The organism is Faecalicatena contorta, assembly GCF_022835095.1.
GTDB classification, from domain to species: domain Bacteria; phylum Bacillota; class Clostridia; order Lachnospirales; family Lachnospiraceae; genus Faecalicatena; species Faecalicatena contorta.
On sequence record NZ_BQNQ01000001.1, the window covers coordinates 1,503,911 to 1,517,356 of the forward strand.

General features: G+C 47.8%; 11 protein-coding genes. All 11 read left to right on the forward strand.

The features are described 5' to 3' along the window. Positions 1-102 precede the first annotated feature (102 nt). The 11 genes from MWG26_RS06655 to MWG26_RS06705 all read left to right on the forward strand — a co-directional run bounded on the left by MWG26_RS06655 (position 103) and on the right by MWG26_RS06705 (position 13,288). A complete protein-coding gene (locus MWG26_RS06655) occupies positions 103-738 on the forward strand; it encodes a cytidylate kinase-like family protein (RefSeq protein WP_117441205.1) in 636 nt (211 codons plus the stop codon). Next, entirely contained in the window at positions 735-962 is a 228-nt protein-coding gene (locus tag MWG26_RS06660; RefSeq protein ID WP_025655255.1) for a hypothetical protein, read from the forward strand. Before MWG26_RS06655 ends, MWG26_RS06660 begins: the two co-directional genes overlap by 4 nt. Further along, positions 943-1,260 carry a YbjQ family protein gene (locus tag MWG26_RS06665; RefSeq protein ID WP_025655256.1) on the forward strand — a complete coding sequence of 106 codons (318 nt, stop codon included), beginning with the start codon at positions 943-945 and terminating at the stop codon, positions 1,258-1,260. Before MWG26_RS06660 ends, MWG26_RS06665 begins: the two co-directional genes overlap by 20 nt. 140 nt (positions 1,261-1,400) lie before the next feature. Beyond that, on the forward strand, positions 1,401-2,537 hold the full coding sequence (locus MWG26_RS06670; RefSeq protein ID WP_117441206.1) for a ComEC/Rec2 family competence protein: 1,137 nt from the start codon (positions 1,401-1,403) through the stop codon (positions 2,535-2,537). Between the two features lie 407 nt (positions 2,538-2,944). Next, positions 2,945-5,110, forward strand: coding sequence for a hypothetical protein (locus MWG26_RS06675; RefSeq protein ID WP_240285649.1), 2,166 nt, complete (start codon positions 2,945-2,947; stop codon positions 5,108-5,110). Further along, positions 5,110-6,402 (forward strand): ABC transporter substrate-binding protein, encoded by a 1,293-nt coding sequence (locus MWG26_RS06680; protein WP_117441208.1) that lies wholly within the window; start codon positions 5,110-5,112, stop codon positions 6,400-6,402. Before MWG26_RS06675 ends, MWG26_RS06680 begins: the two co-directional genes overlap by 1 nt. A 23-nt stretch (positions 6,403-6,425) precedes the next feature. Further along, positions 6,426-7,292 carry a carbohydrate ABC transporter permease gene (locus MWG26_RS06685; protein WP_117441209.1) on the forward strand — a complete coding sequence of 289 codons (867 nt, stop codon included), beginning with the start codon at positions 6,426-6,428 and terminating at the stop codon, positions 7,290-7,292. Then, on the forward strand, positions 7,285-8,112 hold the full coding sequence (locus tag MWG26_RS06690; RefSeq protein WP_025655260.1) for a carbohydrate ABC transporter permease: 828 nt from the start codon (positions 7,285-7,287) through the stop codon (positions 8,110-8,112). The genes MWG26_RS06685 and MWG26_RS06690 overlap by 8 nt, the downstream gene beginning before the upstream one ends. Before the next feature lie 74 nt (positions 8,113-8,186). Next, entirely contained in the window at positions 8,187-9,725 is a 1,539-nt protein-coding gene (locus tag MWG26_RS06695) for a response regulator transcription factor (RefSeq protein ID WP_025655261.1), read from the forward strand. After that, entirely contained in the window at positions 9,722-11,443 is a 1,722-nt protein-coding gene (locus tag MWG26_RS06700) for a histidine kinase (protein WP_117441210.1), read from the forward strand. The genes MWG26_RS06695 and MWG26_RS06700 overlap by 4 nt, the downstream gene beginning before the upstream one ends. Before the next feature lie 855 nt (positions 11,444-12,298). Next, complete coding sequence (locus MWG26_RS06705) at positions 12,299-13,288, forward strand: DnaJ C-terminal domain-containing protein (RefSeq protein WP_025655263.1); 990 nt, start codon at positions 12,299-12,301, stop codon at positions 13,286-13,288. Positions 13,289-13,446: the final 158 nt, after the last annotated feature.

Sequence of the window (13,446 nt, forward strand, 5' to 3'; positions counted from 1 at the left end):
TCTGGAAATAGATGATAATGATTGAACTGTGAGTGCACGATGGGGTATAATATAATTAACAATGAGGCGGTGTTACAATGTCAGAGATGAGGAGTTGATAATATGACAGACCACACGATTATTACCATTGGCAGACAGTTTGGGAGCGGCGGGCATGAAATTGGGAACCGCCTTGCAGAACGGCTGGATATTCCGCTTTATGACCACAACCTGATCCGGATGGCGGCCAAAGAGCTGAAGGTAAGCGACGAGGAGGCTTCCCGTGTTGATGAAACTATACTGGGGAGGTTTTTATCCGCATATGTTGTTGGGACAGGAGATTATACGGCATTTATGAGCCAGGAAGCTTATGGTGTGCCCCTAAGTGACCGGATGTATGAGACGCAGACGAAGATCATTAAGAAGCTGGCGGCTCAGAGTTCCTGTATTTTTGTGGGCAGATGTGCGGATTATGTGCTGGGAGATTATACGAATTGTATCAACATTTTTATTCATGCCTTTAAGGATGACAGAATACGCAGGATTATGAATATCTATAAGCTCACTGAAAGACAGGCATGGGATAAGATCAAGAAAGTGGATAAGGAGCGCAGGCTTTATTATGAAGCGCATACCGGACGGGAGTGGGGCAGCAGTGAGTCACATGAGATCCTGTTCAATGCCAGTCTGCTGGGGGTGGATGGAGTTGTAGATGCAATGGAAGCAATTTATAAAACCTGGGAAGGCAGAAAGCGATGAAAAAACATGGAAAGAAGATGATAGCGCCAGTCATTATAACGATTTTGCTGCTGCTGTATTTTATTGGGTTTGCGGCGGTGGTATTTATGCTGAGGCCTCCTCTGGCGGTTTGCATTTTTGGCGCAGTTATACCTCTTGCTATGGCAGGAGTGGCGCTGGGAGTCTGTATCCAGCGGATTAAAGAGATAAGGAGTGGAGAAGAAGATGATCTTAGTAAATACTGATTATATCACAGGAAAGAATTTTGAAATGTTGGGTCTTGTAAAGGGAAGTACGATCCAGTCAAAGAATGTAGGAAAAGATATTACACAGGGTTTTAAAACTCTGGTCGGCGGCGAGCTGAAGGCCTACAATGAGATGATGAATGATGCGCGGGCTCTGGCTACAAAGCGTATGACAGAAGAGGCGGAAAGCATGGGAGCCGATGCGGTGATTAATATCCGCTATGCTTCCTCCGCAGTTATGGCCGGGGCTGCAGAAGTTATGGCCTACGGTACTGCAGTGAAGTTTACGGAACCGTAAGCAAGTCCTGTAATTTATGAAGCATCAGATATGCAGAGCAGGAGATTCTGTCTGATATGGCAGAGTCTCCTTTGCGTATACAGCAGTGCTTATGAACAGGGATACCGGAAAAGACAAAATCATAATAAGGGGATGGATCAATGGACGGAAGAAGTTGGAAAAAGAGAATTCTGGCACTTATACTGCCGGCTTTTCTGATGCTTTTTGGGCTTGCGGCAGGCGCACCGCAGGCGGATGCGGCAAAGGCAGCGGGTGGGAATAACAGGCTGGAAGTACATTTTATGGATGTGGGCCAGGGGGACGCGACGCTGATTATGACGGACGGGCATGCCATGCTGATCGATGCGGGAAACAACAGCAAGGGGACGGCAGTTCAGAACTATCTGCAGAAACAGGGCATCAAGAAACTGGATTATGTGATCGGTACACATCCGGATGCCGATCATATCGGGGGGCTTGACGTTATCATATACAAATTTGACTGCGGAGAGGTGCTGCTGCCGGATTACCAGAAGAATACAAAAACCTATGACGAAGTGGAAGACACTTTGAAAGCCAAAAGTTATCGGGCGACGCATCCGGCAGCAGGGGATACGTACCAGCTGGGAGACGCTGTATTTACCGTAACCGCGCCGGCTGATAAAAAATTTGACAACGCCAACGATTATTCGATTGCAGTACGGCTTGAGTACGGAAAGAATGCATTCTTGTTTGTGGGGGATGCGGAGGAGGATTCCGAGCATGAGATGTTGAAAAGTAAGCAGAATATCAGCGCCGATGTGTATAAGGTGAGCCATCATGGGAGCAAAACGGGAACATCCGAAGAATTTCTGGAGAAAGTAGATCCCCAATATGCCGTGATCAGCTGCGGGGAAGACAATTCCTACGGGCATCCCCACGCAGAGGTTCTGAATCTGCTGCGCCGGGAAGGCGTCCAGGTATTCCGTACAGACGAGCAGGGTACCATTGTGGCTGTTTCCGACGGCAGGAAAATCACCTGGAACATGTCCCCGGATGATAGCTGGAAGGCCGGCGAACCAAAGGGAGCCGCTGGCAATGAGGACAGCGGTGGTCCGGGCACTGTGCAAAAGGCAGAGAAAAAGGCAGCAGGGACCAGGAGTGTGGATGGATATATTTTAAATGCCAGTACAAAAAAAATCCATCGGCCGTCCTGCAGCAGCGTAAAAAAGATGGCGGAAAAAAATAAAAAAGAGACGGACAAAGAGATAGAGGAACTGAAAAAGGAAGGATATAGTCCGTGTAAAAAATGTCTGTAACCTCAAGATAGGATTTTGGGGGACGCCAGGCGGACTGTAAGCGGCCGGTTTAGTTCAGAAAGATATGCGGTGAAAGCAGAGCCTATTCGTAGTTTGCGGCAGTGTGCCGATTACTATGGATAGGCTCTTTTTATCTGACAGGGAAGTCTGCCTATCAGATAAAAATCCTCCCGGCGGGATGCGCACTGCGGCGTAAGAGGCAAGTGGCGTTATGCAACCGCCGCAGGTACGAGTTTCGCAAGCGGAACTTTATTTTTGTGCAATTTGTATAAAGTTTTGAGCGTTTTAAGTAAAATGCTATGAAATTGAAAGAAAATTATCATGTTTTGTGCGGATATGTTGATTTTTTTGCTCAATAAGTGATGTAAAATAGAAGCGAAAAGAGGCAAAGAAAGGGGGCATGAAGCATGGATAGTCTGAAATTCATCAGCTGGTATGAAACGTTTCTTGGCGAGGAAGGCCGGAAGATTTATGCGGAGACTGTTTTAGATAAGCGGGAGATGAGAACGGTTCATATGTTTCAAATTTCAGGCAGTGAGATTACGGTTGAAGATTCTATTTTACAAAAGGACGATAAGATTGAGGTCATCCGCCATGTTCGGGCAAATGGAAAGGCAGATACAGGAATTGAAAAAAACGGGATTGCATTCGGTATGGAGATTCTGCTCGGGGAGGGAAAACAGTTACGATATGGCATTCCTTCCTGCCGGTATTCTTCGGGACAGGCGGGGAAACATACCTATATGGAGGAGCGGCTGACGGCGCCGGTCATTATGGCATATGATGAAAGTGCCAGGACAGCAGTATCTGTGGCCAGGACGAGGCCGCCTGCGGATACGGGAAAGGAAATACGAAAAACAGGGGATTCCCGTTATCTGCACAAGACGGAGGTGGGATCTCTTGGATATGAATGGCGGGAAGGCAGGGAAAATATTCTGTGTGCCCGCTGGCCATACGAGGAGATGGAAAAGAGTGTGGCGTTGGATGCCAAGGGGACGCCTGTTCAGGCCTTTTACCCTATAGACGGGAATGCCTGGGAGATGGTGCTGCATTATGAAGTTCAGCAGACCTGTGACAGAACATTTACTGACGCTCTGTATCACGTTTTTTCGGGGCTGGCAGAGCAGTTTGAAACAGAAGGGCATCATACAGTCAGCCTTCCGTTCACTTTGAAGGAAGAGATTATCTGCCGTGAGACAAGCCTCATGCGGAGCTACCGGGAATTCGGAGGAGACGGGGCGGGATTTTTCTTTCATTTTGATCCGCGCAAGGGGTACGGTTCAGAACCGTCCGGTTTTGGAACCTCTTTCAATACAATACCCCACAGCACGTATGTACACATTCTGGAATACGGTTTTACCGGCCGGCAGAATCATACGGCGCTGATCCTGGCCAGAGATAAAGGCGGTGAATGGATCGAAAAGGGAGAGAAGGTAGTGGACTTCTTCCTGAAGCACTGCATGATGGAGAATGGGTGGGTGTATTCACTTTATGACCTGGATCGGGAGGAGCCTTTTTTCTCCTTTGGGGATCCGGATGCTCCAAAGCTTCATTATATGGATTACCGGGGAGCAAAAGGGAACTATCTCAGGACAATGACGGAGCCGGTAAACGATGTACTGGAATACTGCAAATGGTACCGGGAACAGGGCCATGTTAAGAAACAATGGCTGGAGGCTGTAATGCGCTATGCAGACCTGCTGGTCTCTCTGCAGAATGAGGACGGTTCCTGGTACCGGGCGTACGAACCGGACGGGACTCCTGTTTTTATGCTGGAGGAACCGTGGATGACAGAGCAGGAAAGAGAGCGGGGCAGAAAAGCCGCGTCAGCCATTCCGATCGTGTTTCTCTGTAATCTGGCAGAATATCTGTCCGAAGGGGAGTACAGTACAGACGTTGAGAATACAGAGCCAGCTGGTTCGAAACGATCCGTCTATCTGCGCGCCGCAGTAAGGGCCGGTGAATATGTCCTTTCCGGCGGATGCAGGGAAGAACTCTTTCAGGGAGGAACACTGGATAATCCCAATGTGGTGGACAAAGAGGCGGCACAATATGCAATGGCCGGATGCTGGCACTTATATGAACAAACCGGTGAGAGACGGTTTCTGGATGGTGCGGCGACGGCCGGGAAACAGTTTGTGACATGGAATTATATCTGGAATGCACCGGTGAAAGAGGGAACGGTCCTTGCTGAAAAAAAGTTCCGGACAAAGGGCATGGGTGCCATTAATTCTATCTGGTGCGGAGGCGTGGTCGATATCTACTCCCTGTTCCATATCCGGGAGCTGTATCTGACGGGCCGGGAGACCGGGGATGAATTTATGATCCGGATGGCAGAATGGATCAGCACGGCCGCACATCAGATCATGTCCTGGCCGGGTGACCGGATGGGATTCGCAGATATCGGAATGCAGCCGGAAGGATTTGGCATATGCCCCCAGGGAATGGATGAGGGAATGATACAAAAAGGAGATATCTGGGGAACACTCGGATGGATTTATTCCGCCGGAATAGACGGCGTGGATAGATATATAAGAGAACTGCCTCAGGCAGAACAAAAGGAGGAAAAATGATGAAGAAAAAAGTATTGAGTGTGCTGCTGGCGGCAGCGATGACTGTAACTATGCTGGCAGGGTGCGGCTCATCCAATAAGGAAGAGCAGCAGAAAGCAGAAAAGTCTGATTCGGGGGCGGTTGTCCTGAATATGTACCACAGCTGGAGCACTGACTCTGAAAGGGGTGCGGCGCTGGATAAGTTAATTCAGGAGTTCAACGAAGAGAATAAGGGAAAGATCGAAGTAGATGTGACCGTGAATCCGGATTTCCCGGCATATCAGGAAAAAGTAAAGACCATGATCTCCACAGATACGACGCCGGATATCTTCCATTACAATTTTAACCCGAACGATCTGTCCAGGCAGGAGTCCGGCAAGCTGATGGATTTTTCAAAGTATATGGATGATGAGTGGGCGGACAGGTTCGGCGAAGGGGATCTTGAGACGCTGACCGTGAATGGGGAAATCTCATCCATCCCGTTTGAAAAGGCAGGAGCAGTCTTTTATTACAACAAAGAGCTCTTTGCACAGGCAGGAATCGAAGAATTCCCCGACACGTGGGACGGGCTTCTGGATGCATGCGCAGCATTAAAAGAAAAGGGAATCACTCCATTTTCCCTGTATACGGCTGACGATGCCTGGTATACGTGTAATTTATTCTCTTATCTGGCCGCAAGCTATGCGGGAACAGAGACGCTGAATGAGGGCGGAAGCATTGACACTCCGGAAATGAAACAGGCGGCAGAAATGCTAAGAAAATTCTGGGATTATACGACAGGAGATGCAATCGGGGCCAATTACTCTGTAGCCATGAATAATTTTGCTTCCGGCAAGACAGCCATTGCGATTGACGGACCGTGGCTGATCGGTTCCCTCTCAGAGATACAGGATAAAATAGGAATTGCAAAAGCGCCTACATTTGGGGACGGAAAAGTGGCTGAGAATTATCTGGTGACGGATGCACAGACTCCGTGGGCAGCGGCTAAGGCGGATGATCCGGAAAAGGAAGAGGCAATCGTTGCATTTATGAAGTATATCACTTCCGAAGAAAGCGTGAAACAGCTGACATTGGAAGGTGCAGTTTTCCTTTCACCGAAGCTGAATATGGAAGACCCGGATGTAAAGAATACGGAAGGTCTTCTTGGAGAATATCTTGCCCTGAATTCTGTGGTAGAGGGAAGTACAGTCAATATCCAGAGAAACCTGACGACCACGGCAAATACAAAACTTCCGTCTCTTCTGGAAAGCCTTGCACTGGACAGTGTAACTCCGGATGAATTTATACAGCAGCTGTCCAAAGAAAATCAATAGAAAAAGAAAGGGGCTGACGAACGATGAAAAGACGGCAGACCGTATTATATATGGCGCCTGCAGTGATTCTGATACTTGCGTTTTTTCTGGGGCCGCTTTGTTATCTGGGATATGTAAGCTTTTTCGAGTGGAACGGACTTGGACCGAAGACATTTGTAGGAATCGAAAACTTCCGATATGTATTCTCAGATCCGGTTTTCAGGCTGGCGTTTAAAAATACTGTTATCTGGCTTCTGTCAGCCCTGTGTTTACACATTCCCTTCGGGCTGCTTCTGGCACTGCTTTTAAATAAGCAGCCCAGGGGATGGAAATTTTTGCGGGTGATGTATTTTATTCCCAATGTAATTTCCACGACGGCAGTTGCCTTTCTGTGGTATTTTATCTATCATGTTGATGTGGGGCTCCTGAATAGTGTGCTGAAAAGTATTGGGCTGGGAAAGCTGGCACATGCGTGGCTGAATGATCCGGGAACCGCATTGATCTGTAATCAGGTTCCGTTTATTTTCTATGTGGGGCTGACAATGATCATATTCCTGACACAGCTGTCTACCGTGCCGAAGGAACTGAAAGAAGCCGCCATGGTGGATGGCGCCACCGGATTTCAGATTGATATTCATGTATATCTGCCAATGATGAAACCGGCAGTCATTACGAATATTATGCTGAACATGGCATTTTGCCTCAGGACATTCGAATATCCGTTCCTGATGACGGGCGGCGGGCCGGCTAACAGTACCACGAATCTTTCTTTATATATTTACAGGGAAATGGTCGGATCCAACAGGTATGGAATATCTATGGTAGCGGGGTTGATTACCGTACTGCTTGGTTTTGGGATTATGCTGCTGGTTAATGTGCTTCAAAGAGAAAGGGGGAGCCGTCATGAATAGCAGAAAAACACCGGGGCGCACAGTGATGTACATATTTCTTGCCGTGGTGCTTGTCTTTATGCTGGTACCGTTTTTATGGCTGCTGGTTTCTTCCTTCCGGCCCAACGCGGACCTGTTCAATGAACCGTTTGCAGTGCCGAAACATCTTTCTCTGGAAAACTTCAGGGCAGTTATGGAAAGCCATCCGATGGTTTTGTACTTTTTTAATACGGTGGGAGTGGCAGCCCTGGCAACGGTTATTTCGATCCTGTCAGCCACTTTAGCATCCTACGCCATGCTGTACAGATTCAGGAGCAGAAAAATCCTGACCGTACTTTTTTCCATGTGCCTGTTTATTCCAACCAATGCATTTTTGGTTCCGTATTATGTCATGATTAATAAAATCGGACTTTATGATAACATTCTTGGCATAGCGCTGGTGTATGCGGGCGTGAACCTGCCAATGAGCCTGATGGTAATACGGGGATATATGGAGACGATTCCCGGAGAACTTCTGGAATCGGCAAAGATAGACGGCGCAACGGCGGGACAGGCTTTTCGAAGGATTATACTGCCGGTTTCGAAACCCGGTATTGTTACGGCATGTGTGTTTATTGTCATTAATTCATGGAATGAACTGCTCTTTGCAAATCTCCTGAACCAGAGTGACTCCTCCAGAACGATCCAGGTGGCGATCCGCTCCTTTTTAACAACCTTTGAAGCCAATTATGCCTATGCGTTTGCTGCGATGGTGATTTCTATACTTCCTACCATTGTGATCTATGCAATGCTGACTGACAAGATTATAGGGGGTATGACGGCCGGTGCGGTGAAAGGCTAGCGGATCCCGGCGTAAATACTTCGAGTATAAACCAAAGGGGTCAGACCCCTCTGCTTGGATAGGGAGAATGTCTTATGAAAATTATGATAGTGGAAGATGAGGATAATATTCGTGAGGGGCTGGTCTCTCTTCTGGACTGGAAGAAGGCGGGCTTTGACCCGCCTGTCCTTTTCGGGGGTGCGATCGAAGCGCTCGAATATCTGGAAACGGAGAAAGTTGATGTTATTCTGACCGATATCTACATGCCAGTCTTAAGCGGCCTGGAGTTTATTAAGATGATACGGAAGGAGAACCTGACCTGCGACATTATCATTCTGACCGGGCATGACCGGTTTGAGTTTGCACAGGAAGCCGTGGAGCTGGGGGTGAAGAGGTATTTGTTAAAGCCGGTATCCCCCGAAAAGCTGAAGCAGGTACTCGCGGACATCAGGAAAGACATTGCGGAGCGGATGAAGCTCATGGACTGGATTGCGATTGCCGAGAAACAGCTGGAAGAATATCTTCCGGTTCTGCGAAACCAATTCTGGAATGACCTGTTGGGGGAACGTTTTGCGGACAGGGAACAGTTGGAGCTGGGCGCACAAAAAGCGTCTGTCAGTCTTCCGAAGCAGGAGATTACCTGTGTTGCAATCCGTCATTTTCATCAGGATTCGAGCCTTACAAAGGAGGTTGCTCTGCGGCAGATAGTGGATGAGATATTGGGAGATGCAGCTATTTACCTGATGCCCTATGACGGTACCGAGCTGGTGATCATGGAAGGCAGGCTGTTCCAATTTAAGCTGGAAATCATGAAGGAATCCATTGCGCAGAATCTGGGGCTGGACGTATGCTTTGGCATCAGCAAAACGGGAAAGGAGCCGTTAACGATCAGCCGGCTTGCCAGGGAAGCAGTCGAAGCGGCAAAGTCGATCCGGGACATACAAGAGGTGTATTACCTCTATTTTGCAGATATCGCCCTCAAACGTGCGGGCGAACCGGAATACCCATATGCGGATGAGAAGCAGATCCTGGATATGCTGCGGTTTCATGATACCTTAAATGACAGGCTTTTGCAGACATTTTTTCATAAGATAATGCCTCCCAAGTACCCGGTGGAGGAATCACAGGTTATGCTGTTCCAGCTGCTGGTGGCTATGAACCGTACCGCAAACGATATGGGAATAGATGAACTTGACGAGTTCAGAGATACCCAGAGCAGTATCATGAACTTTGAAGGGATAGAAGAGGCCTTTCATCAAATGGCAGAGAGGATGATTCAGAAAAAAAGAAATTCTACCAGAAGATATGTGGAAGTGATCGCCGAACAGGTTAAAGAGATTGTCGACAGGGAGTATTCCAATCCAGACCTCTCCGTTAACAGCCTGGCCGACCGGCTTGCGCTGACGTCTAATTACCTGTCCAGAATATTCCGGAGCACGACGGGCGAGACCTGTATCGAATATATCACAAAGGTACGTATGAATGCTGCAAAGGAGATGCTGGAACATACTGATAAAAAAAGCTATGTGATTGCGGGTGAAACTGGATATAAAAATGCAAATTATTTCAGCGCAATGTTTAAAAAATACACCGGGCTGTCCCCGAAAGAATACCGGGAAAGGAGGAAAGGGTGAAACGCAGATTTAAATCTATAAAAAACAGGATCATGGTATTCTTTATTGGAGTGGCGGTCTTTCAGATCGCCGCTATGGCGTTGTTTGCGGTTTTTCATCTGCGTCCGTCCCTGACGAAGATGTATGAAGAACATCTGGAAAAATTTACGGAGTCCGCATTCTGGGAAGTTACATCGGCAAAGATGAAGATAGAAAATTATACCGTAAATATGATCGGAGATTCCGACATTCAGGAATTTTTGGAATCCGCGGATAACAGCAGCAGGAATTATGTGCCTTCTATGACGGCCGAGATGCGAAACCGGATTCTGTCCTATACGGATTATGACAGTGCAATTCGATCGATTTACCTGATCGATAATTTCGGGAGGATGTACAGTAACCTGTCCCATAAGGCCATATCAGGGTATTTGGAGTCAAAAGAGGAACTGAGAAAAAGAAGCGACGCTTCTGCCGTATGGTTTACGGACTTTAATGACAGCAGCATCGTAGTGTACCGGATTGTGAACAATAATACAACGGATCTGAAGCGTAAGATCGGCGCCATCTGCATGGTAATTGATAAGAGTCTTTTTGTAGACCGCATCCAGCAGCTCCTTCTGGAAGATACACAGAACTACCGCCTGGAAAGTGCGGACGGTAATTTCCGAATCTCGTCTGCTGCAGACAGGGACACATTTTCTGCGGAGAAATATATAATCAGTTCGTATGATAACCGGATATGGAGGCTGGAGACATGGATAGATAAAGATGAGGCATATGCTTCTATTTATCTGATTTTCAAAATACTGACTCTGGAGCTGATGGTTCTGCTTGTAATCAGCATATGTATGGTAATATATCTTTCCGGCAGGATTACCAGGCCTATATCAGACATCAGAAATGCCATGAAGCAGATCGGAAAAGGCAATATGGAGGCAGAAGTGCCTGTCAGCGGAGAGGATGAGATCGGACAGCTTGCAGCCACCATGAACCGGATGTCGAAAAAAATAGGCGAGCTGGTGGAACGGATCAGGCGTGAAGAAACCAACCAGCGTCTTCTGGAACTAAAAGCCATGCAGTATCAGATTAATCCCCATTTTCTCTATAATACACTGGATTCTATCAGTATGTTTGCCCGGAAGAACCATGATGAACAGTGCGAAGAACTGGTGATTGCGCTTTCTGACTTTTTCAGGATCAGCTTAAGCCACGGACAGGAATTTGTGACAGTGGAGAAGGAAGTGAAATATGCAGAGTGTTATCTGGAAATACAAAATATTCGTTTTCCGGAACAAATCACATGGGATGTCACCGTTGAAGAAGAGCTGAAAGAGATCAAAATCATGAAGTTTATTTTGCAGCCCCTAGTTGAAAACAGCATTTACCACGGTATCCGGGATGCCGGACGAAAAGGACATATACAGATATCCGCATATCAGGATGCAAACGGATTGATCCTGTGTGTTCAGGATGACGGGATCGGCATGCTGCCGGAGGAACTTACGGAGCTTATGGCAGATTTAGAGTCAGAGGAAATCAGAGAGAAGGATATCCATGAGGGCGGTTTCGGGCTAAAAAATGTCCACCAGAGGCTGAAACTGATGTATGGGGAGAATAGCGGACTGCAGATAAAAAGTGAATGGGAGGAGGGGACATGCATCACTATCTATATTCCATACAAATCGGGATTTAGTCGGCAAGCTTTAGACTTGTCGATGGACGGGGACGCTTCATGACAGGAAGGCCGGGGAGGCGCCGGGGCTGTATATGCCGTTGCGATATGCACCCGTGCTGCTAAGTGCTTCTAGAACAGCCGATGCCGGATAGGCGGGTACGCTGAACACATCACGGGAAATCTGATGATTTCCCGCGCTGGGTTCAGCAAAAACTTGATTTGGAGATCAAGTTTTTCCCCGCCTATCCGGCATCGGCTGTTCAAGAATCACTAAGCGCACTCCAGCATTTCGCAACGGCATATACAGCCCCAGCACCTCCCCGGCCTCCCTGTCATAAAGCTGGCTCATCCAATCGGCAGGAAAGCTCGCCAACCGGGTGGGATCCCGGACCAGGGCAGCGGATGTGGATTGGCTATGCGTATCTTTTCATCTTCAAGATGTGTATTGAATTATTTTGATACTGGAACCGTATCCCATTGCTTATGTACACCTACTGGGGACATAAAAGTCCCGCCAATTCAATACCATACGCTGCCCCCGCTTGAGGCATCTCCTTAGAAACGAGCTTTTTCCTGCCGGTTGGATGCGCCAGCTCCATGAAGGGAGGCTTTCGGCTATCCCTTTATGGAGCGTCCCCATCCGCGCCGAGACTAAAGCTCGCCACTAAATCCCGATTTTTTTCTTGACAATTTTGTGATGGCGTGTTATATTACAAATAGAACAATGGGAGCTTGATTATGAACCTATTGTTGGACAGCATGTTTTCCCCGAAAGTATTTTCGGGGATGTTTTTGATTGGTCGAGGGGGCTTTTTCCCACAGATTTAACAAGATAGGAGGATTCTCCCAACGTTATAGGGAAAAGATGAATCTCTTAAAACAAGAAGCCAGAAGGTAGGACCAGGAGGTGATGGCAGTGGCTGCAAAGAGGGATTATTATAAAGTTTTGGGAATTGATAAGAGTGCAGATGAAAACACGATAAAAAAGGCGTACCGGAAGCTTGCTAAAAAGTACCATCCGGATACAAATGCCGGTAACGCCCAGGCTGAGCAGAATTTTAAAGAGATTACAGAGGCATATACGGTTTTAAGTGACGAAGAAAAACGTAAATTGTATGACCAGTTCGGCCATGCTGCTTTTGAAGGCGGTTTTGATGCCGATGCCGCGAAGGCATACAGCCGTCAGAATGGAGGGACACGGGAATATCATTTTGAAAGTGGCGATATGAATGATATTTTCGGGGATATTTTTGGCGATATGTTCAGGGGGGGCGGTTCAGAGGGATTCGAATACCATAATTATTCCGGCAGTGGGTTTGGAGGCGGAGGATATGGCAGAAAAACGTTCCGCAGAAAGGGAACGGACCTGCATGCGGAAGTTGCAGTTACTTTTGACGAGGCGGTTTTTGGATGTGAAAAGATTATTACGCTTCAGAATCAGGATGGTATGACAGCACCGGTGCAGTCCCTGCAGGTTCGCATTCCGGCAGGTATTGAGACCGGCAAGAGTATTCGGCTGCGGGGCAAAGGGATGCCGGGCTCGGGTGGCGGTGAACCGGGAGACCTGTTCTTAAAAGTACAGGTCGGCGGGAAGGCAGGCTTTGAGAGAAAGGGGCAGGATATTTATACGACGGCTTACATCCCGTTTACGACCGCAGTATTCGGCGGGGAAGTGATGGTTGAGACTCTTTATGGAAACGTACTCTGCAAGATCAGGGAAGGAACGCAGTCGGGGACGAAAATACGGCTTCGGGGAAAGGGCGTTGTGTCCATGAAGAATCCAGAGGTGCACGGTGACCAGTATGTATGCGTGCAGATTCAAGTACCGCAGAATCTGAACAGAGAAGCCAGGGAGAAATTGCGGGAGTTTGAGGCGGCGCAGCGAGGGGGAAGACAGTCCGCCTGACAGAAGTATGGACACACCTGTTTCCTTCAGGCGTGTCCATATTTTTATCTATGTGTCGAATATGGGTTGTATCCTTTGGTTTATTGGTGGTATCATAAGAGAAAGTGTCGAATATGTTTTAGGCTATGCAGTGTATGCAGGATGGCTGAGCTCTGTTT